Raw genomic sequence first — 24,185 nt, 5'->3', positions numbered from 1 at the left:
CGATGAGAATCCTGCTGGCCACGGTCTTGCTGGCGGTACTGATCCCAGCACCGGCCGCTGAAGCGAAAGTCGAAGCCGCCCAGGTCTGCTCGGTCGCGTGTGACACGTTGGATCCGTCGCAGGCACAGGAAGAGACGTTCCCGGTGGCGGAGAAGCTGGTCAACGGGCGCCGGATCGTCCTGCACGTGTCGGACAAGGACGGCATGGGCTGGGCCAGCATCGACAACGGGACGTCGGGCAACGCGGTCTGGCTCGACCGGAGCTGGGACGGCGGCGCGACCTGGGACGGATTGTTGGGCAGGGCAAGCATCCCGTCCTCCTGGACCGGAACGCGGACGCTGATGTACAACCAGGCCGACCCCGTTGGTCATCGGCGCGGGATGATCCGTGCCTGCGGTGATGCCAACGGCGTGGCGTGCACCGAATGGGCTCACCTCAAGGTGTGCGACGCGGCCTGCGATGGGTCGACCGGTCCGGTCGGCGAGAGTCAGCCGGTCCCGGCGGCCACGCTGTCGAATCGGCGGATCGCCTTGCACGTCGACAATCGCGGGATGGCCTGGGCGACCGTCGACACCGGCAAGGCGGGTGACGAGATCTGGCTCGACCGCTCCTGGAACGAAGGCGCCTCCTGGCCGGGTGGCTCCTCACTCGGTCGCGTCAGTACCCCGGCCGGCGCGACCGCGACCAAGACCGCCCTCTACGCAACGAAGGATCCCAAGTCCAAGCTGTACGGCGGCGCAGTACGGGCGTGTGGTCGTGCGGTGGAAGGATCCAACGGAGCCTGTACTGCGTGGGCCCGGCCGGCGTCCGATCGGGCCGGTGCCGCCGCTGACGCGCTGATGTACGACTATCGCCCCGACCTGGCCTGGTGGCAGTCGAGTTGGTGGAACTCGGCGGTCGCCGTGACCACGCTGATGGACTACCAGAAGCGGACCGGGCGGACCGACCTGCGCTGGATCATCGACCGGACGTTCACCGTCAACAAGGGCGTCTTCCCGGCCGGGACGAAGAGCGGCGACGCGATCGAGGGCAACTTCATCAGCCGGGCGATCGACGACACCGAGTGGTGGGCGATCGCGTGGATCCAGGCGTACGACGTGACCGGCGATCGCAAGTACCTCGACATGGCGGTGACGATCGCGAACTATGTGCACGGCTACTGGGACACGAGTACCTGCGGTGGCGGCGTCTGGTGGGATCGCGAACGCACCTACAAGAACGCGATCACCAACGGGTTGTACGTCCGGATGACCGCCGCCCTGCACAACCGGCTGCCCGGTGACACCGTTTGGTTGCAACGGGCAACGACTGGCTGGAACTGGTTCCAGGCGAGCGGGATGATCAACTCGGCCAAACTGGTCAACGACGGCCTGACGAACTCCTGCACCAACAACGGTCAGACCGTCTGGACCTACAACCAGGGCCTCGCGATCGGCGGCGCCCTGGAACTGTGGCGAGCCACCGGCAACGCCGCTCTGCTGACGTCGGCGAAACAACTCGCCGACGCCGCCATCGCCTCCCCAACCCTGAGCCCGAACGGCATCCTGACCGAGTCCTGCGACACCGGCTCGGGGAGCTGCGACGACAACCAGAAGCAGTTCAAGGGCATGTTCATGCGCTACCTGATGGATCTGGCCGACGCGACCGGGACAGCGTCGTACCGGACCTACGCCCAACGCCAATCCGACACCATCTGGCAGTCCGATCGAGACACCCTCAACCGCCTGGGCCAACGCTGGGCCGGCCAGGGCGCCAACCCCCGCGACTGGCGAACCCAGGCCAGCGCGCTCGGAGGTGTCCTGGCGGCCAGTTGACCATTACTTGTCGAGGACCGGGTCCGTCACCATGGCGAGGAGTTGCTCCTTGGTGACGGCGCCGCCCGGCAACTTCTCGCCCGGGTAGAGAATGCGAACCGAGGCGAGGTCACCATCAGGCTGGGTGTAGGTGGCACCCATCACGTACTCCGGGCCTTCCGGGTAGGTCCGAGCGCCCTCGAAGAATCCGACCTTCTTGCCGTCCGGCAGGGTCAGGGGTGTGCAGTTGGGCACGGACAGCTGATCCTGACACCGGCTGGCTGTCAGCTTTGCGTCCACACCGACCCAGACCGTCGCCGAGATCGCGCCCTTCTTCCAGCTCAGCCGGTTCAGATAGCTCCCGGCATCATCCACGATCCGAGTCGTGTACACCTCGCCACCGGGCAAACTCCGGACCGCGAGAGCCTTCACCTCGCCAACACTGGGCGCGTACTGCAGCAATCGTCGCTGCGCCGCCTCCTCCTCGGCTTTCATCGACGGCAGGTTCAAGGTGCTGTCGGCAACGAATGCCTTCAGCTGCGCGTCGGTGATGCCCATCCCACTGACCGCAACCGTCGTGTTGTTGGCGAACACCGGGCTCACCGCTACATACGCTGTCTCACCATCGGGTTGCTGGTAGCTGATCTCCACCTTCTCGCCGCTCCGCCCGATCGTCGCCGTTCGGCCGCCGGGCATCGGTGTGCTGTGGCAGGAGCTCTGCAGACTGTTGTAGTCCCCGCACCGGTTTCCCGCGGTTGAGCCGTACAGAGCGACGTACACCATCCCCTCGCCCTTCTGCCCGGCGATCTTCCAGCCGGCGCGACCGCTGATCATCCGCTGACCCGGCTGGCGGTCGAACTCGAACGGACCGGTCTCGAAGGTGAGGTGCTTCTTGGCCGGATCGAAATGCTTGCCGACCAGCCCCCGCATCTTGGCGTCGAGGAAGGCGTCCGGATACTCGTCAAGCGTCTTACCGGCATTGGCACTGGCGACCGGCGGATCACCGGGGAGCGGGTCGGCGTTGGGCGACAGCGAACTGGTCACCCCGACGATCAGTGCCGCGACCGCTACCGCGCCGCCGATCACACCACTTCCGGTCAGCACGCGATGCCGCCGCAACCGGCGACGCCCGGCCGCCAGGTCGTCACTCAGCGCCCTGGGCAACAAGTTGTCCTGCGCGGTCGCCGCATCCGCCAGCCGATCGGCCAGCACCTTTTCGTCGATCATCGGTCGAGTCCTTCCACTGCCCTGAACTGGGCGGTCAACAAGTCATTGAGCCGGGCGAGCGCCCGGGAACACTGGCTTTTCACGGTGCCGGGCCGGCAATGCAGGTCGGCGGCGGTCTCCTCGACGGACAGCCCGACGAAGTACCGCAACACGACCACCTGCCGCTGGCCGGCCGGCAGGCTGGCCAGTGCCTCCATCAGTGCCCGTCGGTCCTCGACGTCGAGGACCTCCGGCGTCAGCATCTCGATGCCCTCCAGACCGGCATCTTCCCGGCGCCAGGGGCGTCTGCTCTCGTCGATCCCGGAGTTCACCAGGATCCGTCGCACGTAGGCGTCGACGTTGCCGGCCCGCTGGACGCGCGGCCAGGCGACATACAGCTTCAGCAGGGCCGTCTGGACCAGATCCTCGGCCTTGTGGACGTCACCGCAGAGCAGGTACGCGATCCGCCGCAACTGCGTCCGGCGCTGCGCGACGTACTCGCTGTACTCCTCATCACGGGTAGCTCCTGCCATTCCCCAGATCCCCTCGCTCAGTCCGTCACCGATGAATACGGGACCGCGCGGAGATCCGTTGTCGTCGGGAGGCGATCAGTCTCTCAGAATGGATGAACCAGGTTCATCTTCCACTTTTGGTGGAAATATGCGATTCTTTGCCGCGATAGATCTGATTCATCGCGCGCGACGTCCCGTCCACCGTCGATCGATTGGCCCGCCAATGCCAAACGTTCCGCGCCGGCTGCTTGCTGTCCTCGCCGGTCTGCTCGTCCCATCCGCACTCCTTGCCGCGCCCGCCGAGGCGACCGGCCCGACCACCCTGTACGTCGCCCCTGCTGCTCACGCCAAGGGTGGGACCGGGACTCTTGCCCGGCCGCTCTCCTCGCTCGAGCAGGCGCGCGATCAGGTCCGCAAGCTGACCAAGCACCAACGCGGTGACATCCGGGTCGTCCTGCTGCCCGGCGACTACCGGCGTACCGACACGTTCCAGCTGACCAGCCAGGACTCCGGGCGCAACGGGCACAAAGTGATCTACCAGGCCCTGCCCGGGACTTCTGTGACGATCGACGGCGGCCGGCTGGTGACCGGCTGGACGTTGTCCGACCCCGCGAAGAACATCTACAAGGCGCACGTCGGCTCGATCGACTTCCGGCAGTTCTACGTGAACGGCGAGCGGCAGCAACGCGCTCGCGGGCCGGAGAACCCGCCCGGCTGGTCGAAGACGACGACCGGCTACACCGACACCACCAGCAGCCTGGCCAACTTCAAGAACCAGGGCGATATCGAGGTCGACAGCCGCTGGGGCTGGATGCACTACCGCTGCCCGGTCCAGTCGGCCGTCGGTACGACGGTGACGATGCAGCAGCCCTGCTACTACAACGCGAACCTCCACGAGGGCCAGGAGATCCAGAACCCGACCTGGATCGAGAACGCCTACGAGCTACTGGACTCGCCCGGCGAGTGGTACCTCGACAAAAGCACCGGTGACGTCTACTACCTGCCCAAACCCGGCCAGAGCCCCACCACCGCTACGGTCGTGGTTCCTCAGGTGCAGAGCCTGGTAGACGTCACCGGGTCCATCACCGACCCCGTGCAGAACATCCAGTTCGACGGGATCACCTTCTCCTACTCCACCTGGCTCGCCCCGAGCAGTGACGACGGCATGGTCGAGGGTCAGGCCGGCTTCCGGATCAACGGTTCCGGCTGGCGCGACTTCGACCACTCCCGGCTGTACTGGGAGAAGACCCCGGGCGCGGTGAACGTCGGCTACAGCCGGAACATCTCCTTCACCGGCAACACCTTCACCCACCTGGGCGCGGTCGGCCTGAACCTCAACACCGGCTCGCAAGGGACGACGATCCGCGGCAACATCGTCCGCGACGTCGCCGCGACCGGTATCCAGGTCGGTGGCACCGACATCATCGACCACCACCCGGCCGACGCCCGCGCGATCACCAAGGACACCCTGGTCAGCAACAACGTGATCACCAAGGCGGCCGCCGACTACAGCGGTTCGCTGGCGATCATGGCCGGCTACACCGAACACACCGTGATCGAGCACAACAAGATCTACGACCTGCCGTACTCCGGGATCTCGGTCGGCTGGGGCTGGGGCAACACCGACGTCGGCGGCGACACCAACTACCCGGGCAACTTCGGCATCCCGATCTACGACACCCCGACCACGGCGAAGAACAACATCATCCGCGACAACTCGATCAGCGACATCATGAAGCACCAGGCCGACGGCGGCGCGATCTACACGCTGAGCATGCAACCGGGCAGCGTTGTCTCGGGCAACTACATCAAGAACACCCCCGGCCCGGCGTACGGCGCGATCTACCACGACGAGGGCAGCCGGTACTTCACCACCACCGGCAACGCGTTCTGCAACGTCGACGCGCTCTGGCTGTTCCTCAACCACGGCATGAACATCGATGCCCAGCGCAACTTCACCAGCCAGCCCAGGTCCGCGACCCAGGCGAACAGCACCGACTCGACGATCGCCAACAACACGGTCATCCCCGGCTGTGAGCAGATCCCTGCGTCGATCGTCAACAACGCCGGCCTCGAACCGGCGTACCGGTACCTCGACCCGCAGCCGGCACCCGCCGACCGGGTCGCGCCGACCAAGCCCGGCACGCCGGTCGTGAAGCCCGGTTTCCCGACGATCGCCGATCTGACCTGGCCGGCCTCGACGGACGCGGTCGGCGTCACCGGCTACTCCGTCTATGCCAACGGTCAACTCGTCAGCGCCTCGAAGGAGCCGTCGGCAAGGATTACCGGTCTCGTCTCGGGTCGCAGCTACACCTTCGCCGTCACCGCTCGTGATGCTGTCGGCAACGAGTCCGGCAAGAGCCAGGCCGTCACGGCAACCATGCCGGTCGGCACGGACCTTGCCCTCGGCAAGAACGTGACGGTCTCCTCGTACTCCGAACCCAACGTCCCGGCCAGCGCCGTCGACGGCAAGCTGTCGACCCGTTGGGCGCAGGGCCTCGGGCTCCCCGATCCGTCCTGGCTCCAGGTCGACCTCGGCGCGCAGTACGACCTGACTGGCGTGATCACCACGTTCGAGCTGTCCAACGGCTACCGCTACAAGCTCGAGGTCTCCCCCGACGGTGACGACTGGACGATGTTCGAGGACCACACCTCGACGGCGACGACCCAGTCGGACAACTACGCGGCTGCCCAGGTGCGCGGCAGGTATCTCCGGCTGACCATCGTCGGCTCCAACTTCAACGGCGGCAGCATCTACGAGATCGAGGCGTACGGGAAGCCGGCCACCATCACCGACGACCACCAGCCACCCGCAGTACTACCGAAGCCGACGGCCGATGTCCTGCTGCCGACGACGATCGACCTCAGCTGGCCGACCGGCACGGACAATGTCGGCGTGACCAGCTACGTCGTCTACCAGGACGGCCAGCGGATCGCCACGACCCCGCTGAACCAGCTGCGCGTCGACGGCCTGGCCGCCGGCTCCACGCACAGCTACACGGTCGTCGCCCGCGACGTGAACCTCAACGCGTCACCGGTCAGCCCGGCAACGACGGTCACGACTCCGGCCGAGGCCGGCATCGCGGTCGGCAAGCCGGTCACGGTCTCGTCGTACTCCGAACCGAACCTCCCGGCGCTGGCCGTCGACGGCGATCTCAAAACTCGCTGGGCGCAAGGACTGGGCCTGCCCGACCCGTCCTGGCTGCAGGTCGACCTGGGTACGCCGACGGCGGTGAAGAGCATCATCACCAACTTCGAGCTGCCGAGCGGGTACAAGTACAAGCTGGAGTACTCACTCGACGCGACGACCTGGTCCGTCTTCGAGGACCACACCGCGGTCGCCACGAGTGTCCGGCGTAATCCGTCGATCCGGACCGCCGCGGTGTCGGCGCGGTATGTCAGGCTGACCGTCACCGGCTCCAACTTCAACGGTGGCAGTATCTACGAACTCCAGATCTACGGCGGTTTCTGAATGCCCGAGAACCTTGATCCCTATCGTCCCGGCTACGAACTCGTCGCCGAGCAGCTCGTCACGTACATCGCGGAGCAGGGCCTGCGGCCCGGCGACCGGTTGCCGACCGAGAAGGCGCTGGCCGAGATCCTCGGCAGCGGCCGCTCGGTGACGCGCGAGGCGATCAAGGTTCTCGCGGCGGTCGGCCGGGTCGCAACCCGGCGAGGAGCGGGCATCTTCGTGTCCGTCCCCACCAACCAGCAGGCCGACGACCAGGTCGGCTACTTCCAGCCGACCGATCTGCAGCACGTCGCGATGCTGTTCGACCATCGACGGCTGATCGAGGGCGAGTCGGCCCGGCTGGCGGCGACGTCGGCCCGGCCGGCCCAGGTCCACGCGATCCGTGCAGCGGCCGAGGCGTCGGTCGCCGCGCACCAGGACCACGAGCTGTTCCGGCAGCATGACCGGACCTTCCACGACGCCGTCGCCGAGGCCTCGGGCAATGTGTTCCTGCAGGCCGCGGTCTCCAAGCTGCGGGACTTCAAGGAGCAGTCCGACCGGCTACTGTTCGCCGGCGGACTGCCGGGCTCGCTGGAGGTCGCGGCGCAGCAACACGTGCACATCGCGGACGCGATCGCGGCCGGCGACGCGGACAAGGCGTCGACCGCGATGATCCAGCACATCGACACCACGCAGGCACAGTTCGAGAAACGCATTCGCGACCGGCTGAAAGGGCCTCAGTGACCGGCACTCTCATTGATCGGGTCGAGGTAGAGCTCGTCGACATCCCGGCCATGCATCCCTTCCGGTGGCGTGACGGGCTGCCGGGCTCGGAGCCCGCACTACAGGGCGGCGTACTGACAATCACGACGCGTGACGGCGTGGTCGGCCGGGCCTCGACCCCGCGTGGGGTGATCGCCGCTGATCTGGTGAACCGGCGAGTGCGCGACGACCTGATCGGTCAGGACGCCATGCACCGCGAGTGGTTGTGGCATCGGATGTGGGAGCTCGACCGGATCGAGGAGTTCCCCCTGTACTTCCTGGGCCTCGTCGACATCGCGTTGTGGGACATCGCCGGGCAGCTCGCCGGTCAGCCGGTGCACGCGCTGGCGGGCACCTACCGGACATCGTTGCCCGCCTACGCTTCGACGGTGACCTACGGCTCGATCGAGGAGTACCTCGACGTCGCCGACCAGTGCCTCGAGCGAGGGTTCCGCGCGATCAAGCTGCACGCCTGGGGCGACGTAGTACGGGATGCCCGGTTGGCGCAGCGGTTGCGGGAGCACGTCGGGGACGACGTCGAGCTGATGTACGACGGATCGGCCGGTTTCGACCTGCCGGACGCGATCCGGCTCGGCAAAGTACTGACGGAACTCGACTTCCGGTGGTACGAAGAGCCCATGCGCGAGTTCAACATCACCAGCCACCGCTGGCTGGCCGAACGCGTCGGCATCCCACTGCTCGTCGGCGAGACGAGCGACGGCGCCCACTTCAACACCGCCGACTTCATCCAGGCCGGTACTGCGACGTACGTGCGCACGTCCTCTGGTCTGAAGGGCGGCATCACCGGCGCACTGCGGATCGCCCACCTGGCCGAGAGTTTCGGCCTCCGCGCCGAGGTCCACGGCATGGGCGTCCCCAACCAGCACCTCTGTATGACCATCCCGAACACCACGTACTACGAGGCGCTCGTCTGGGGCAACCCGATCATCACCGACCCGTCCGTCGACGCGGACGGCCTGATCCACGCATCGACGGCGCCAGGAATGTCATGAAGGGGGCCGGCCTCCCCGAGACCAAGGAAGCGACGTACCTCGCGCTGGTCCGGCAGGGCAGCGCCTCCGTCGCCGAGCTCGCCGAACGCGTCGGGCTGACCATTTCCCAGGTACGCCGAGCTGTCGCGGCGCTGCAACGCGAGGGGTTCGTCCATCGCACTCCGCCACCGCAGGAGCTGGTCGTCGCGGTGCCGCCTGACCTCGCGGTCGAGCAGTTCATCCGGCAGCAGGAGCAGGAGCTGATCCGGACCCGCGAGGCAGCCCAGCGGCTGGCGGCCGCGGCGTACCGGAAGCCGGCCAGCAGGCGCACCGAAGAGCTGATCGAGATCGTCTCCGGCCAGGACGCAGTGGGCTGGGCTTACGATCGGGTGCAACTCACCGCGCAGAAGCAGTTCCGCGGACTCGTCGCCCCGCCGTATGTGGCCTCCGCCGAGGTGAACCGGACCCAGCTGAATCGCCAGGCCGCCGGCGTGGCCTATCGAGTCGTCTACGACAGCACTGCGCTGGAAGATCCATTGCTCTCCGCGAGCACGGTCACCCACGTGCAGGCGGGCGAGCAGGCCCGGATCGCCGATGCACTCCCGACCAAGCTCGCGATCGCCGATCGAGAGCTGGCGCTGTTGCCACTGGACTGGACCACCTCCGCCCATGACGCGGCCATGCTGGTCCATCCGAGCAGCCTGCTGGACGCGCTGGTCGCGCTCTTCGAGACCGTCTGGATGCGGGCCAGCCCGTTGTCGGTGACCGGCTCGGACGACCTGACCGCCGAGGCGGCTATGTCCGCCGAAGACCGCTACCTGCTGTCACTCCTCGTCGCCGGACTCACCGATGACGCGGCCGGCGCCAGACTCGGGATCAGCCGGCGGACCGTCGCGCGCCGGGTCCAGTTGTTGATGGAGCAGACCAACTCGCGGTCCCGGCTCCAGCTCGGCTGGCAGGCCCGCGAACGCGGCTGGCTCTGACCGTCTTGGCCGTGTCTTCTTTGCGCCAGGAAAGTCAGTAGTACTCCATGTCCTGACCTGTCTTTAATCAGGGATCCGCTGGGGGTTCACGTCCGACAACGCCGACTACCGGGCGCTGGAGACGCTGCCGTTGATCCAGCTCGACTTCGGGATCGCCACCGACCTGGCCGGTCGCGCGAAACGGCAACAGCATCAGTCAGACCATCAACCGCGCGGTCGGCCTTCGCTGACCGCTGCCCTTGCTGGCAAGGACCGGCCGGGTCACCCAGGCAGGGTGAGCCGGCCGGTGCGCTGGAACGCCTCGATTGTCGTCCCGACCGACAGGACATAGTCGCCAGTCAGGCTGCCCGCCACGCTCACGAGGGTGGCAGTAGACGCAGTTTGGCGGAGTATGTCCTGTCGGTCGGGACGGCGAGGGGCGATCAGCTGACGGTGAGGGCCTTTGAGGGGGTCTGGGTGCCCTGGTGGTCTGCGTCTGCGAACCAGACGACGCGGTAGATGTAGGAGCCGCGGGCGGTCGGCTTGATGTTGAAGGCGAACTTGCCGTTGGCCGTCAGCTTGCCGGTTGTCACCGCGACCCACTTAGTGCCGGACTTGCGTTGCAGGTAGGCCGTTGAGCCCGCGTGCGGCGGGTTCAGGTAGCCGTAGAGAAGGGCGGTGGCGCCGAGCTTGAGCGTGGCCGGGAGGTAGCCCGACATCGCCGGGCGCACGGCGACCGTCACGGTGGCGCTGCCCGAGCCCAGCACGTCTGTCGTGCCGTTGTAGATCCACATGTAGTACGTGGAGACTGCCGGCTTCTGCACCGAGCTCACCGCACCGGCGGCCGACGACGTCACCGTGGCAACTGCCGTCCACTTCGACGCGTTGATCGCCTTGGAGTACAGGGTTACCGGTACGCCCGCCAGCCCCGCACCCGTATCGACTCGCTTCACCTGGCTGCTCAACGTCACAGCACCCGTGTACATGATCGAGGACGCGCTAGCGGCCGCCGTGCTCGTAGTACCCGCCATGAACTTGTCAGCGCCTGGGCTGTACTTGCCGAGGTTGTTGATCGCCCACGTACGGAAGGTGTAGCTGGTGCCGCCCACCAGACCAGTCGCTGAGGCAGTAGTAGCGCTCGGTCCCGCGTAGACCGCAGTACCAGACGTCGGCAGAGCCGGCGGCACAGTACCGGTGTTACGTCGGACAATCACCCCGCCAACGGTCGTGGCGGGAGGCAGTGTCCAACGCAGCAAGGCAGACCCGTTGCGACCGGTGGCGGCGAATCCGGTGACGGCGGCCGGCGGAGCCGACAGATCCATCACGTTCTCGTCGATCTTGAGGGTCACGCCGTTGTACGTCGCGCTGACGTTGCCGGCGGTCTGGTGCACCCGCTGGTGGTTGGCCCAGGACGTGGCCGGGATGAAGCGGCTGGTCAGATCAGGCTTGTTGCCCCAGTGGGCGAACCACAGGTTGTCCGGCCGCGTGTACGCCGTACTGGTGTAGGCGCTGGACAAGTCGGCGCCACCCGAAGACGCGCTGACGTAGGCGCCACCGAGGTAGCCGCGGGAGTTGAGCTCTTGCGTCCAGCCGCTCAGGTACGACAGGACCGAAGCCTTGCAAACCGGGTCCGAGGGGTAGTGCTCGATGTCGCTGTAGATCGGGCTGCGCTGAGCGAAGCCGAGCTCTTGCGCTGCCACGACCGCGGCGGCCGCGGCGGCACGCCCCTGGGCAAGTGCAGTGACGGCGACCGTGGACATCTTGGCTTTCAAGCCGCTGCAGGGCGCCTGCAGACCGACGTCGACCAGGAGGAACTGCCAGCCGTGGGCATCCTGCTCGGTGATCCATTCAGGCTTCAGGTTGGCCTGCCCGCAAGCGCGGAGCCCACCGCTGATGTAGATACCGATCGCATGGAACGGCGTGTTCGGCGCTCCCCACTTGTCCATCGTGTCCTGGCTGGGCGCGTCACAGATGTCGAAGGCAGGACCGCCGATATCGCGGGTAGCAATGATCGAGGGCGTCGCCTGCACCTTCCGCGGAACCGGAACCGCCGCGGCCTTCGCCTTGCTGGTCACCCGGCCGGTACCGAGCACCTTGCGAGCAACCTGGTCAGCGCCAGGCACGTAGTAGGCAGTCGCCAGCACACCGGCGCCCTCCACCGCGACCTCGAGCTGCCCGTCGGTCGACCGCGCCGGTGCGGTCAGCGGCGCAAGTACCAGCCCTTCGCTGCGACCGACCAGATGCGCCGGGCAATCAGCCTGCGCGGTACTGGAGCCCAAGTAGACGGCAGCCCGGTCGAGCCGGACGCAGGCGGTCGGATCCTTCTCCAGATCGACAACCGGCCAGCTCGCCGGCACGGTCACCTCATACCCACGGTACGAAACAACCTTGCTGTCAGCGCCCTCAGCGGCCGCACCGACAACCAACCCGCCGACCAGCGCAACCACGGTCGACAGCACAGCAGGTCTGAATAACCTCACCAAGAACTCCTCACGAGTGGCCCACCCCGAACCCGGAAACCCTATCGACGCAAGAGGTCCCGATCAGGCCTTGCCCGCTGCAACTTCCTGCAACCTCACCCTCCCGACCTAGGCCACGCAGAACTCGTCAGCTCGCCGGCCCCACCACCGGCCGGTATTTGGCCGCCGCGAGTATGAAGTCGACGACCCGCTCGGCGTACTGGTGGCTCTCCGCCTCGAATTCTGCGAGCCGGTCGTTCGGAGTGGCCAGGAAGTGGTGCTGAATCGTCCCCGAAATAGCGTCGAGGATGAGCGCCGGCGAGGTTCCCGCCGGCAGCTCGCCCCGGTCGATCCCCCGCAGGACGATCTGCCGACCGATGTCGGTCTGCTCGCGTCGCAGTTTCTCGACCGAGTTACCGATGAGCTCCGGGTAGATCTTCGCCTCGACATGCGCACGCATGAAGGCCAGCCCGTCGGGCGAGAAGAGCCGCTCGATCATGTCGATGGCAACGGCCAGCAGGTCGCCGCGCAGCGCCCCTGTGTCGAGTGACTGAGGGCTCGGGGCCCGTGCGGCGAAGACGGCGGCCATCAGGTCTTCCTTGGTCGGCCACCGCCGGTACAGCGCGGCCTTGCCGACCTTGGCCCGGCGGGCGACGATGTCCAGGTTCAGCCGGGCCCACCCGACCTCGCCGTAGAGTTCGAGTGTCGCCTCCAGTACCCGGAGCTCGATGTCCGGGTCAGGAGGTCGGCCTCTCGTTGCTCCCGTCTGCGACACGCACGACAGTTTGCCACGGGCGGACCTGCTGTTTCGCCGGGCCGTCATGGCCTGGCGTTCGCCAGGATCAGACTGGTGGACGCGGCGAAGAACAGGCCTACCCCCTGCACGAAGCTGGTGCTGACCCCTGGGACCTGGGCGGGGGCCTCGCCGCGGAGTTGCCGGACGGCTTCCAGGATGGCGAACATGCCGTACATCCCGGTGTGGGTGTAGGACAGGCCGCCGCCGTTGGTGTTGGTCGGCAGCTTGCCACCCGGTCCGGTATGTCCTTCCGCGATGAACGCGCCGGACTCGCCATGCCCGACGAACCCCACGTCCTCCAGCATGTACAGCGGGAGGTGGGCGAACGCGTCGTAGCACATCAGGTGGTCGATGTCGGCGTGGCCGATCCCCGCGGTGGCGAAGGCCTCCGCGCTGGACCGGCGGAACGACTGGAAGGAGCTGACCTCGTCCATCTGTGACACTAACGTCGACTCCGCCGACTCACCCGATCCGAGGACGTAGACCGCTCGCTCGGCCGACGGCAGATCGGCGGCCCGCTCAGCGCTGGTCAGCACCAACGCTCCGCCGCCATCGGTGACCACGCAGCACATGTCCCGGGTGAATGGGTACGCCACCATCGGTGCCTGCAGGACCTCGTCGACGGTCATCATCGTGCGGCGCAGCGCCCGGGGGTTCTTGCTCGCCCATTGCCGCTGCGCGACGACGACCCGTGCGAGGTCTTCCACGCCCATTCCGCGGTCGTGCAGGAACCGCAACGCCGGGAGGGTGAATGTGGAGTAGGGCGTCACGGCGCCGTACGGCCACTCGAACTGTCCGTTGGGTGAGTCCGCGCTGGACTGGCTGGCCGGGCTGCCGATTCCGGAACGGCCGGACTCGCCATGTGTGACGAGTACGACGTCTGCGGCCCCTGACGCTATCGCGGCGGCGGCATGCCGCACGTGCAGCAGGAAGCTGCCGCCGCCGATCATCGTGCCGTCGAGCCAACGCGGGGTAATGCCGAGGTGGTGGGACACCTCCATGGCCAGCGGGCCCGCGGTCGCGATGCCGTCGACGTCGGCGGTCGTGAGGCCGGCGTCCCGTAAGGCGCTGCGCGCCGCCTCGGCGTGCAGCTCCAGCGTCGACATGTGCGGGAGCGTGCCGATCTCGTCGGTCTCGGCGGCACCGGCGATGGCGATGTTGCCGCCGTGCATGATCGTCATTCGGACGCCTCCTCAGGGCGGAAGACCGGCAGCGTCATCTCTCCGCGTTGCTCGAACGCGACCTTCAACCGCATGTCGAGGGGCAGATTCTCGGGGTTGGGTTCGATCCCGACGATGTTGGTCATCATCCGCGGGCCCTCATCGAGCTCGACCAGCGCGATGACTGGCGAGACGGACGCGAACTGCGGCAACGGCCGGTGATTGATGATGTAGGAGACGAGGCGAGCTCGCCCCGACACATCGGTCCATTCCACGTTGACCGACGTGCAATAGCGGCAGAACGACCGCGGGTAGAAGTAGTGGCGGCCGCAGCTGTCGCACCGCTGGATCCGCAGCACTCCCTCGCGGGCCGCGTCCCAATAGGGAGCTGTCTCCGGTGTGGGCTTCGGGACAATTGGATCGGTCATGTCCTGATCACGCTGCCTTCCGTGAGAACACGCCACGGTCGAGGACGACCGTGTCCCCGACCCGCGTCTGGAACAGGCAGGTGCCGCCTTCGTCCCAGATGTGGACCGCCAGCTCCTGGCCTGGGATGACCGGAGCGGCGAACCGGGCCGACATCGAGCCGAACGCGACCGGATCGCCGTCGCATACGGCGTGCAGTAGTGCCCGCCCGGCGAACCCATACGTGGCCAAGCCGTGGAGGATCGGCCGGTTGTACCCGGCTCGCCCGGCCAGCCACGGATCTGAGTGCAGTGGGTTGCGGTCGCCCGACAGTCGGTAGAGCAGTGCCTGGTCCACGCGCGTCGGGTAGATCTGGGTATGGTCGGGCGCGCGGTCAGGCACAACCCAGGGCTGGGTCTCACCGCGCTCGCCGCCGAACCCGCCCTCGCCTCGCACGAAGATCGTCGTGCGGGACTCGGCGAGCAGTCGTCCGCTGTCCGCGTCGAGCGCTGTGTGCTCCATGACGATCAGCGCGTGCGGGTCCTTGTCGTAGAACCCGACTACACGTGACACGGTCCGCGCGGTGCCGGCCACAGGGATCGCTCCACGCAGAGTGACTGTCTGCCCGGCGTGCAGGATCTTCGCCCGGTCGAAGTCACCGAAGTCGGGTGCGCTCGACGGGCCCGCGAGCAAGACGCCGAACGTGGGTAGGACTTGCTGCTCGACACCGTGTGAGTTCTCCGTGGTGAACGGCAGTTCGGTCAGGGGGTCCTCGGCACCGGCGCCGACGCCCAACGCGTACAGCAATGTGTCGGTCGAGGTCCACGAACGCTCGCCCGACTCCCATTCGTGACCGGCGATCTGGAGGTTGAGGCTCATCTCAGCGCGCTTCCCGTGGGGCCAGCCCACTGATGTCGACGTTCGGCGCCGCTTTGCCGACGAGGTCTGGTATCACCGCGCCGAGTTCACTCGGTTCCCAGCGACCGTCTTTGCGGATCGTCGGTCCCAGCCGCCACATCTCGGCGACGCCGATCTCGCTGCCTCGCACGTCGAAGACCCGCCCGGTGACGTCGCCGCTCTGCGGACTGGCGAGCCAAGCGACCAGCGGCGAGATGTGCTCCGGACCGAGAATGTCGGCGTGGCCGGACATCAGCGCCTCGGTGAGCCGGGTGAGCGCCGCCGGCGCGATCGCATTGACCGTCACGCCGTAGCGCGCGAGCTCCATCGCCGTGATGATCGTGAACGAGGCGATCCCCGCCTTGGCTGCCCCGTAGTTGGACTGCCCGATATTGCCGTAGATGCCGGACCCCGAACTGGTGTTGATCAACCTGGCGCCAAGCGGGGCGCCGGTCTCCTTGGCCTGTGCGCGCCAATAAGCAGCCGCGAAGTGTGACGGGGCGAAAGTGCCCCGCAGATGCACTTTGATCACCGCGTCCCACTCCTGCTCCGTCATCGAGACAAGGGTGCGGTCACGGAGGATTCCCGCGTTGTTGACCAGAACATCCAGCCTGCCGAAAGCACTGATGGCCTGGTCGACGAGCGCCCGCGCACCGTCCCAATCGGACACGTCGCCGGAGTTCGCGACCGCGGTGCCGCCGGCCCGGGTGATCTCGCGGACGACCGCTTCCGCGGCGCTCGCGTCCGCACCCGTACCGTCGGTCGCCCCACCCAGATCGTTGACCACGACGCTCGCGCCCTGCCGGGCAAGCTCGAGGGCGTGCTCACGGCCGATGCCTCGGCCGGCGCCGGTGACGATCGCCACCCGGCCGGCGCAGATTTTCGTCATACCAGTACTCCTCATTCGGAACTCGAGCTCGCCGTAGCCGGCCGAGCGATGACTTGCAGATCGGTGAACCCGTAGAGTCCCCACGGGCCGTTCTCGACGCCGACCCCGCTCCATTTGTGCCCGCTGAACGGGAGGTGGGGCCGGGCTGCCGAGCCGTGGGAGTTGACCGTCACCTGTCCGCAGTCGAGCCGGGCCGATACCGCGGCAGCCCGCTCCACATCCGCCGACCACACTGACGCCGTGAGGCCGTAGTTGCCTCGGTTGACGCGCTCGATGACTTCGTCGAGGTCCCGATAGCCCACGACCGGCAGGACCGGGCCGAACTGCTCCTCGTCGACGATCCGCGACCCGTCCTGGGCTCCCGACAGGATCGTCGGGGCGTAGAAGTAGCCCGGCCTGTCCAATGCCTCACCACCGGCCGCCGCCACCGCGCCGTGCGCGAGCGCATCGGCCACGAGATCAGACACCCGGTCGAACTGCGGCCGGTTGTTGACCGGTCCCAGCCTGGTGTCCGGGCTCAGCGGATCTCCGACGACGACGTCACGCGCCAGAACGGCCAGCGCCTCGACCAGTTCGTCCCGCTGGTTCTCGGACACATACACCCTCTTCACCGCCATACAGATTTGGCCGTTGTTGGCGAACGCACCCCAGAACAGCTTCTCGGCGATCTGCGCGGGGTCCGCGTCCGGCAGGACGATCGCCGGGTCGTTGCCGCCGAGTTCGAGCGTGACACGTTTGAGGTCATCGGCCGCCGCTGCCGCAACGCGTTTGCCGGTCGCCGTCGATCCGGTGAAGCTGATCTTGCGTGGTATCGGGTGGGTGGTCATCCAGGCGCCGAGCGGGTCGGGCCCGGCAATGACGTTGAGCACGCCGGGCGGCAACACTTCGCGCCAGATCTCACCGAGCGCAAGCGTGCTCAGTGGCGTGAAGGGCGACGGCTTGAGCACCATCGTGTTGCCGGCCCGCAGTGCCGGGGCGATCTTCCACATGGCCAGCATGATCGGGTAGTTCCACGGCGTGATGGCCGCGACCACCCCCAACGGGCGGCGGATGACCTCGACGAACTCGCTGTCGTCGTCCTGCACGACCTCCCGCGGCAGATCGAGGTCCGCGTAGTAGCGCAGCCATTGCGCGGCCCCACCGATCTCCCAGTGAGCCTCTGTGAGCGGCTTGCCCTGCTCGGCGGTAAGGACCGGAGCGAGTTCGCCAACCGCCGCGTCGAGAGTGTCGGCCATCGCCCGCAGGGCCACGCGACGGGTGTCGTCGTCGGCCTGCCAGGTCCGGAAGGCGTCCCGCGCGGCCGTCATTGCCTGGTCGACGTGTTCCCGCTCGCAGGCCGGAGCCTGTGCGAAGACCTTACCGGTCGCTGGGTTGACGACGTCGAAGAACGCCGTCGCCGGGCTAAGCTCGCCGTTGATCGTCGCGCTGCGCCCGAGTACCGCTTGACTCTTCACCACGTCACCGGCAGCCGGAACACGCCGTTGATCGGCGACTGGGACTTGAACTGCAGCTGCTCCACCGGCTCGGCGAGCTGGAGCGTCGGAATCCTCCGCAACAGAGTGTCGAAGATGACGTGCAGCTCCACCCGCGCGAGCGGCTGGCCGATGCATTGGTGCATGCCGTATCCGAACGCGAAGTGGTCGCGGGCATTGCGGTGGATGTCGAACTTGGCCGCGTCGGGGAAATGCGCGTCGTCCCGGTTCGCCGACAGGTTCAGCGGGATGATGCCCTCGCCCGCCGGGATGACGGTGCCACCGATCTCGATGTCCTCGGTCGCGACCCGAAGGATGATCAGGTGGACGATGGTGAGGTAACGCAGCAGCTCTTCGATCGCCGCGGGGATGAGCTCCGGCTTCTCCCGCAGCTCGGCGAGCTGCTCCGGGTGCTGGAGCAGGGTCAGTGTGCCCAGCGCGGTCATGCTCGCGGTCGTGTCGTGACCGGCGACGGTGAGCACGAAGCCCGTGTTGATCACGTCGCGCTCGCTGATCGTGCCCTCGGCGGCGGCGCGGACCAGTTGCCCGAGGATGTCGTCGCCAGGGTCGTCGGCTTTACGGCGCTCCGCAGCGAGACCACTGACGTACTCGACAAGTGAGTTCGCCGCGGCAACCGACTTCGCTGCCTGTTCTTCCGGAGTCCCCTCGCCGGTGTTGAACAGCTCCTCGGTGGTCTTGTTGAAGAACCCGCGGTCCTCCTCTCGGACACCGAGGATCCAGCTCAGCACAGTCGATGGCACCGGCAATGCGACCGCCTGGACGAAGTCCGCGGGCTTCGGCCCGGCGAGCATCGCGTCGATCGTCCGGTCGACCAGCTCCTGAATGCGGGGCCGCAGCGCCTCGACGCGCTTGACCATGAAGTTCTTGGTGAGCAGCCTGCGGTAGAGCGTGTGGTCGGGCGGATCCATTCGCAGGAAGGATTGCAGATCGTCACCCCCCGCGCCTGCCGCTGAGCGCCCTGGGAAGCCCGGGTTGCGACTATCCGCACTGACCCGAGGGTCCGACAGCACCGCGCGTACGTCGTCATAGCGGGTGACAAGCCACGCAGGCGTGCCGCCCGTCATGACCACTCGCACGACCGGACGCTCCTCGCGCAACCACGCGTACACGTCAGGTGGGTCGATCTGCGGCCGTTCCCAGGGGAAGGGCTCGTTGAGGGTGGACTCCGAACTCGCGATGGTCGCGTCGGTCATCATGCACCTCCTGGTGCTGGTGTCTCGATAGGTTGCTGTGTGTCAAGCAATTGCTGGCGGTGGTGGCGGGCCGCCTTCGGGTGGTTCCAGCCCAAGACGCCGACAGTGCGCCCGGCTCGCCGGAAGAGCACGACGAACCGGGAGTCGGTCAGTGCGCCCTCAGCGGGCACAATCTCGGCGTCGCCCGGAAAGCGCCCATGTGCCTGGATCTTCACCTCGTACTGGTCGGTCCAGAAGTACGGAAGCGGATCGAACACTTGGGTGTCCCCGAGCAGGAGATTGCGCGCCGCGACCGTGCCCTGCTCAGTGGCGTTCATCCGGTGCTCGAGGCGGAGCCGCTCCTGATAGCGCCGGCTTGGCCAGGACGCGACATCGCCTGCGGCATAGACGCCCGGCGCGGCTCGGCAGTACTCATCGCACTCGATGCCGTTGCCGAGCGGCAAACCGGCCGGCCGAAGCCAGTCGATGTCCGGGTACGCGCCGATCGCGACAAGGACGAGCTCCGCGGGGTGGACCGAACCGTCACCCAGCTCTACCCCGGTCACCTCACCACCACTGCCCCGCACACCAGTGACCGGCACGCCGAGCCGCACCTTCACCCCGTGATCACGGTGCAGCTCGGCGACCCTCTCGCCGATCACCGGACCGAACTGACGCAGCATGGGCTGGGACAGCGGATCCACCACCGTCACGTCGAGGTCCATGGTCCTGGCGACGGACGCGACTTCCATCCCGAGGAATCCAGCCCCGATGACGACCACACGCGGCTGCTTTCCCAGGGCGGCGCGTAGGGCAGCGGCGTCCAGGTCGCTGCGCAGGACGTGTACGCCGGCCAGCTCGTTGCCCCACGGCAATCGGCGCGGCCGCACTCCTGTCGCCAGGATCAGACCGTTGAACGGCAGCCGATGCTCGTGGTCCAGTTCCAGGACCTTGCCCGCGATGTCCAGACCGGTGGCACGACAGCCGGTCCGTAACTGGACGCCCAACTCGGTGTAGTGGCCAGGTGGGCGAAGCCACGCGCGTTCGGCTTCCCAGGCTCCGGAAAGCACCTGTTTCGACAGCGGTGGCCGGTCGTACGGCACCGTCGTCTCCTCGCTCACCAGGTCCAGGGAGCCGTCGAAACCCTCTCGGCGAAGTGTCTCCACCGCGGCCAGGCCGGCCGCGCCGCCGCCGACCACGACGATCTGATTCATCCTTGCGCTCCGTCCGGGATCAGGACGGGCTTGACCGTCTCGCCGCTGGCCATGTCCCGCTCGGCGTCGTTGATCGCATCGAGCGGGTAGGTGCGGATGAGTTCGTCGAACGGGAACCTGCCTCGCTGCCACAACCCGATGAGCTGCGGAATGAACTGCTGTGGGACCGCGTCACCCTCCATCAGGTACGTGAGCACGCGTCCGCCACCCAGTGCCCCGCCAGGCAGCAGGATGTCTCCACCCACACCGACCAGGCCGCACACGCCGCGCTCGCGGATCGACCCGAGCGCAGTGGCGATGACCGAGGAAACCCCGGTCGTGTCGAAGGCGAACTCGGCCCCGCCGGTCCACCCGACGATCTGGGCCGCGATGTCCGGGTCGGCACCGTCGATCGCCCGCGTCGCCCCGAGTTCGAGCGCCAACTGCCGGCGTCCAGCGTGCAGGTCGACCGCGATGATCTCGCTTGCCCCCGCGACGCGGGCCGCCATCACGGCGGCCAGCCCGACAGCGCCGGTTCCGAACACCGCGATACTCGATCCTGGCCGGACCTTCAGCGCGAGCAGCACCGAACCGGCTCCGGTCTGAATGCCGCAGCCCAACGGACCGAGCATCGTCAACGGCAACGACCGGTCAACGACGACAACATTCCGTTCGGTCGCGATCGCGTGAGTGGCGAACGAGGACTGCCCGAACCAGCGAGCCGACACCAGATCACCGGACACATCGAGCATCGGGGTCGATCCGTCGGCGCGGACCCCGGACAGATTGCGTGAGTTGAACTCGACGCAGTACGCGGGATCACCGGTGAGACACCGGCGACACCAGCCACAGGAATCGAAACTCAGCACGACATGGTCCCCCGGGACCACCGTCCGTACGCCCGCACCAACAGCTTCCACGACACCGGCGCCCTCGTGCCCGAAAACCATCGGGCGGGTCACTGGCGCGCCATGCCGCGCAAGCAGATCGGTGTGGCACATGCCGACGCCGGCCACCCTGACGAGTACTTCGCCCGGGCCAGGGCCGGTGAGATCCACGGTCTCCGTGGTGAACGGCCCATGCGCCGTTCGCAGCACTGCTGCCTGTGTTCTCATCCGCGCGCGACCTCTTCGGCCGACGAGATCGCCAACGACGGGCAGACCCGGATCGACTGCTCGACCCCGGCCTTCTCCCCCTCGTCAGGATGGGCCTCGAGCAAGACCACGATGCCGTCATCGTCCTGGTCGAAGACCGTCGGGGCCAACATCACACACTGTCCAGATGCGACACAGCGGTCGCGTTCGATAATTACGCGCATCATCTACCTCCCTGATAGGCGTCGCGCAGAACGCGGCGCTGCAACTTCCCGGATTCCGTCCGCGGGAACTCGGACACGAACTCGATGCGGCGTGGCTGTTTGAACGAGGCGAGCCGGTGGTCGCTGAAGGCCCGCAGTTCAGCGGCGAGGTCCGGACCTGGCGCCGCTCCTTCGACAGGCTGGACGACGGCGAGCACGCTCTGGCCCCATTCCGGGTCGGGCACCCCGATGACCGCGACGTCCTGGACAGCCGGATGAAGGATCAGCGTCTGCTCGATCTCGGCCGGATAGATGTTCACGCCGCCGGACACGATCAGATCAGTCCGCCGGTCCAACAAGAACAGATAGCCGTCGCCGTCGAGATAGCCGATGTCGCCGATGGTCACGAGGCCATCGACACGGTTGGCGGCGGTCTTGTCCGGATCGTTGTGGTACTCGAACGCGGGCGCCTGACCTGTCTGTCCGAAGTAGATCGTGCCAACCTCGCCCGCGGGCTGCTCGCGGCCCTCATCGTCGAGGATCCTGACCGTCACGCCCGTGGCGGGACGGCCTACGGTGCCGGGCTTGGCCAACCACTCGTCGGGACTGACCCGGGACACCAGGCCCTCGGTCGCCCCGAGGTACTCCCACACGATCGGTCCGACCCAGTCGATCATCTGCCGCTTGATCTCGACCGGGCACGGCGCCCCGGCGTGCACCAGCAATCGCAGACTCGAAACGTCATGGCGGGCACGGGTTTCGGGCGGCAGTTGAAGCAGTCGATGAAAGTGGGTCGGCACCATGTGGCTGCTGGTCACGCCGTGCTGTTCGATCGCGCGCAGCGTCTGTTCCGCGTCGAACCGCCGGTGGATGAGGAGCATGTGCCCGGCGTGGAGAAACGTCAGCGCGTGGCCCGCTGGGGCCGCGTGGTACAGCGGCGAGCAGACGAGGTGCACGCCTTCTCCGGGCGCCATGCCGTAGGCGGCGATCGCGGGTACGACCGATCGCCGTATCCCCTCCTCCGGGTCGATCGGGGGCAGGGTCCGCTTGACACCCTTGGGGCGCCCGGTGGTTCCCGAGGTATAGCCCATGATCGTACCCACGGTCCGCCGCTCCGGCAGGTCTGCGGACTCGCCAGAGCCGAGCTCGGCATAGGGCCGCCATCCCGTGGCTGCGCCATCGACGATGAAACGCGCGACGAGGACACCGGCATCGATGCCGGTCACGTACTCCGCGTCGGCGACGAGGACCTTGGCCCCGCTGTCGTTGACGATGTAGTTCTTCTCGGGCGGCGTGAGCCGGGTGTTGATGGGCACCAGGTACATCCCGACCTGAGCCGTCGCGATGACGAGCTCGACGAACTCACGCCCGTTGTGTACTGCGGCGGCGACAACGTCACCGGCGGTCAAGCCAAGCGACTGCAACGCCCGCGCGACACGGTTGGCCTGAGCGGCGAGCTGCCCATACGTCACGACCTCACCGGTCGGCGTGATGATCGCCCGACGGTCAGGCTCGGCCGCTGCGAGGACATGGACGCCGACACTTGCCAGGTCGGCAGGTGCTGCGGAACGACCGATCGCGTCCATCCGACTCTCTCTCGACGCTGGGAGAAGACCAATCAAACTTTTCAGACGATATCCGTCTGAATATCGACGATAGAACGCCGTCGCGCCTCTGTCAAACAACCCGGTGAGGACTGACCAAGCGCTCGTTCAGTTCCTTGGGCGCCCAGTTCGTCGAGGTCTGGGCGCACCGGCTGACGCGGGAGGCGCGGGTATCGCGGATGCTCGGCGTGTTCGATGCGGGCCGGATCGTCAACGAGCAACTCGCGCGCAGTCAGCTTTCCGGCGGCATGATCTGGGGCGTGTCCGCAGGCTTGCACGAGGCGGCTGGACGTCGAGCCCAACGGCCGGTTCGCCAACGGTGACTTCGCCAGCTACCTGTTGCCGGTCAACGCGACACCCCCGAGATCGAAGTGCACTTCGTCAAACCTTTGGTACTGCGGTGTTGCCCGACGTACGGCGCCCGACCTTCTCGTGACGTCTTCCGTGTCTTCAACGCGGGGTGACCACTACGACTGGTCGCCGTCCTCGGCTCGCACCCCGAACATGATCACGTCGAGGAGGCCATCCGCTCTCTCGATGGACGGCGCTGCGGCCGAGCCGGTCAGCAGTGGAAACGAGATGGCACCGGTTATGACATCGGCCACGGCGTCGAGGTCTGCGTTCTCGCGGAGTTGCCCCTTCTCGACGGCGGCGCGCAGCCGTTCCACCAATTCCTCGCGGTGCGGTCTGTTGATCTGCTGGTAGAGAGCATCGGCGTCCTCGAGGCGGTCCGCCGCGGCGGCGAGCAGGGCGCGGGCCAGCGCGACATTCTCCTGGGAGCTGAGAAACCTGACCTGCTGGTGCAGCCAGTTTCGCAGGTCGCGCTCGACGTCATCGGTGTACGGCGGGAGCGCGGGGTCGACCGGACCGAACCTGTCCAAGACGACGTCGGCCACCATCGCCGCCTTCGAGGTCCACCTGCGGTAGACGGTCTGCTTGCCCACGCCGGCCCGCGTGGCGACGCGCTCCATCGACAGCTTCGCGTAGCCGATCTCGACGATCAGTTCCCGAGCCGCCTGCAGGATGGCCGCGTGCGCGCTCTCGCTGCGCGGCCGTCCGGTTCGCTCTCCGCCCACATGGCGAGCTTAGTTCGTGATGACGTACTATCGACTTACGAGACAGAAATTCTCGTAAGTGAGGAT

At 67.2% G+C, this 24,185-nt stretch carries 21 protein-coding genes; 6 read left to right on the top strand and 15 right to left on the bottom strand.

Annotated features, from left to right (window positions below; genetic code table 11):
- Positions 1 to 2: 2 nt before the first annotated feature.
- On the top strand, positions 3 to 1,814 hold the full coding sequence (locus tag G3I17_RS04855; protein WP_164594489.1) for a glycoside hydrolase family 76 protein: 1,812 nt from the start codon (positions 3 to 5) through the stop codon (positions 1,812 to 1,814).
- Between the two features lie 3 nt (positions 1,815 to 1,817).
- Here the strand turns inward: G3I17_RS04855 and G3I17_RS04850 are convergent, their stop codons facing one another.
- Both G3I17_RS04850 and G3I17_RS04845 read right to left on the bottom strand, forming a co-directional pair.
- Positions 1,818 to 3,020: a hypothetical protein gene (locus G3I17_RS04850; RefSeq protein ID WP_164594487.1), complete on the bottom strand. Its 1,203-nt coding sequence runs from the start codon at positions 3,018 to 3,020 to the stop codon at positions 1,818 to 1,820.
- Complete coding sequence (locus G3I17_RS04845; RefSeq protein ID WP_164594486.1) at positions 3,017 to 3,532, bottom strand: SigE family RNA polymerase sigma factor; 516 nt, start codon at positions 3,530 to 3,532, stop codon at positions 3,017 to 3,019. Before G3I17_RS04845 ends, G3I17_RS04850 begins: the two co-directional genes overlap by 4 nt.
- A gap of 202 nt (positions 3,533 to 3,734) precedes the next feature.
- Between G3I17_RS04845 and G3I17_RS04840 the strand changes: the two genes are divergently transcribed.
- Genes G3I17_RS04840 through G3I17_RS04825 form a run of 4 tightly spaced genes read left to right on the top strand, consistent with a single transcriptional unit; the run spans position 3,735 to position 9,699 of the window.
- Entirely contained in the window at positions 3,735 to 6,983 is a 3,249-nt protein-coding gene (locus G3I17_RS04840; protein WP_164594484.1) for a discoidin domain-containing protein, read from the top strand.
- Positions 6,984 to 7,706 (top strand): FCD domain-containing protein, encoded by a 723-nt coding sequence (locus G3I17_RS04835; RefSeq protein ID WP_164594482.1) that lies wholly within the window; start codon positions 6,984 to 6,986, stop codon positions 7,704 to 7,706.
- A 50-nt stretch (positions 7,707 to 7,756) separates the two neighbouring features.
- Positions 7,757 to 8,737, top strand: a complete 981-nt coding sequence (locus G3I17_RS04830) for an enolase C-terminal domain-like protein (protein ID WP_164595105.1) — start codon at positions 7,757 to 7,759, stop codon at positions 8,735 to 8,737.
- On the top strand, positions 8,734 to 9,699 hold the full coding sequence (locus G3I17_RS04825; RefSeq protein WP_164594480.1) for a winged helix-turn-helix transcriptional regulator: 966 nt from the start codon (positions 8,734 to 8,736) through the stop codon (positions 9,697 to 9,699). The genes G3I17_RS04830 and G3I17_RS04825 overlap by 4 nt, the downstream gene beginning before the upstream one ends.
- 422 nt (positions 9,700 to 10,121) lie before the next feature.
- Here G3I17_RS04825 and G3I17_RS04820 read toward each other — a convergent pair whose 3' ends face one another.
- The 12 genes from G3I17_RS04820 to G3I17_RS04765 all read right to left on the bottom strand — a co-directional run bounded on the left by G3I17_RS04820 (position 10,122) and on the right by G3I17_RS04765 (position 23,124).
- Positions 10,122 to 12,158: a glycoside hydrolase domain-containing protein gene (locus G3I17_RS04820; protein ID WP_203589760.1), complete on the bottom strand. Its 2,037-nt coding sequence runs from the start codon at positions 12,156 to 12,158 to the stop codon at positions 10,122 to 10,124.
- Positions 12,159 to 12,285: 127 nt separating this feature from the next.
- On the bottom strand, positions 12,286 to 12,912 hold the full coding sequence (locus G3I17_RS04815; RefSeq protein WP_164594478.1) for a TetR/AcrR family transcriptional regulator: 627 nt from the start codon (positions 12,910 to 12,912) through the stop codon (positions 12,286 to 12,288).
- A 44-nt stretch (positions 12,913 to 12,956) separates the two neighbouring features.
- The gene (locus G3I17_RS04810) at positions 12,957 to 14,114 is read right to left on the bottom strand and encodes a thiolase (RefSeq protein ID WP_164594476.1); all 1,158 of its coding nucleotides are present in this window, start codon (positions 14,112 to 14,114) and stop codon (positions 12,957 to 12,959) included.
- Positions 14,111 to 14,521, bottom strand: coding sequence for an OB-fold domain-containing protein (locus G3I17_RS04805; protein WP_164594474.1), 411 nt, complete (start codon positions 14,519 to 14,521; stop codon positions 14,111 to 14,113). The genes G3I17_RS04810 and G3I17_RS04805 overlap by 4 nt, the downstream gene beginning before the upstream one ends.
- Positions 14,522 to 14,528: 7 nt before the next feature.
- Positions 14,529 to 15,377, bottom strand: a complete 849-nt coding sequence (locus G3I17_RS04800; protein ID WP_164594472.1) for a MaoC/PaaZ C-terminal domain-containing protein — start codon at positions 15,375 to 15,377, stop codon at positions 14,529 to 14,531.
- A gap of 1 nt (position 15,378) precedes the next feature.
- Positions 15,379 to 16,284 carry an SDR family oxidoreductase gene (locus G3I17_RS04795; RefSeq protein ID WP_164594470.1) on the bottom strand — a complete coding sequence of 302 codons (906 nt, stop codon included), beginning with the start codon at positions 16,282 to 16,284 and terminating at the stop codon, positions 15,379 to 15,381.
- Between the two features lie 11 nt (positions 16,285 to 16,295).
- Positions 16,296 to 17,738, bottom strand: a complete 1,443-nt coding sequence (locus tag G3I17_RS04790; RefSeq protein ID WP_343238204.1) for an aldehyde dehydrogenase family protein — start codon at positions 17,736 to 17,738, stop codon at positions 16,296 to 16,298.
- On the bottom strand, positions 17,735 to 18,970 hold the full coding sequence (locus G3I17_RS04785; protein WP_164594465.1) for a cytochrome P450: 1,236 nt from the start codon (positions 18,968 to 18,970) through the stop codon (positions 17,735 to 17,737). The genes G3I17_RS04790 and G3I17_RS04785 overlap by 4 nt, the downstream gene beginning before the upstream one ends.
- On the bottom strand, positions 18,970 to 20,163 hold the full coding sequence (locus G3I17_RS04780) for an FAD-dependent oxidoreductase (protein WP_164594463.1): 1,194 nt from the start codon (positions 20,161 to 20,163) through the stop codon (positions 18,970 to 18,972). Before G3I17_RS04780 ends, G3I17_RS04785 begins: the two co-directional genes overlap by 1 nt.
- Positions 20,160 to 21,257, bottom strand: coding sequence for an NAD(P)-dependent alcohol dehydrogenase (locus tag G3I17_RS04775; RefSeq protein ID WP_164594461.1), 1,098 nt, complete (start codon positions 21,255 to 21,257; stop codon positions 20,160 to 20,162). Before G3I17_RS04775 ends, G3I17_RS04780 begins: the two co-directional genes overlap by 4 nt.
- Entirely contained in the window at positions 21,254 to 21,460 is a 207-nt protein-coding gene (locus tag G3I17_RS04770; protein ID WP_164595103.1) for a ferredoxin, read from the bottom strand. Before G3I17_RS04770 ends, G3I17_RS04775 begins: the two co-directional genes overlap by 4 nt.
- Entirely contained in the window at positions 21,460 to 23,124 is a 1,665-nt protein-coding gene (locus tag G3I17_RS04765; protein ID WP_239062206.1) for an AMP-binding protein, read from the bottom strand. Before G3I17_RS04765 ends, G3I17_RS04770 begins: the two co-directional genes overlap by 1 nt.
- A gap of 35 nt (positions 23,125 to 23,159) precedes the next feature.
- Between G3I17_RS04765 and G3I17_RS39670 the strand changes: the two genes are divergently transcribed.
- On the top strand, positions 23,160 to 23,366 hold the full coding sequence (locus G3I17_RS39670; RefSeq protein WP_343238203.1) for a molybdopterin cofactor-binding domain-containing protein: 207 nt from the start codon (positions 23,160 to 23,162) through the stop codon (positions 23,364 to 23,366).
- Between the two features lie 144 nt (positions 23,367 to 23,510).
- Here G3I17_RS39670 and G3I17_RS04755 read toward each other — a convergent pair whose 3' ends face one another.
- Positions 23,511 to 24,119 (bottom strand): TetR/AcrR family transcriptional regulator, encoded by a 609-nt coding sequence (locus G3I17_RS04755; protein ID WP_164594459.1) that lies wholly within the window; start codon positions 24,117 to 24,119, stop codon positions 23,511 to 23,513.
- Between the last annotated feature and the right edge of the window lie 66 nt (positions 24,120 to 24,185).

It is taken from the genome of Streptomyces sp. SID13031, assembly GCF_010548305.1.
Lineage (GTDB): Bacteria > Actinomycetota > Actinomycetes > Propionibacteriales > Kribbellaceae > Kribbella.
Note: the sequence above shows the minus strand (reverse complement) of the source record. Positions and strands in the feature narration are given on the sequence as shown.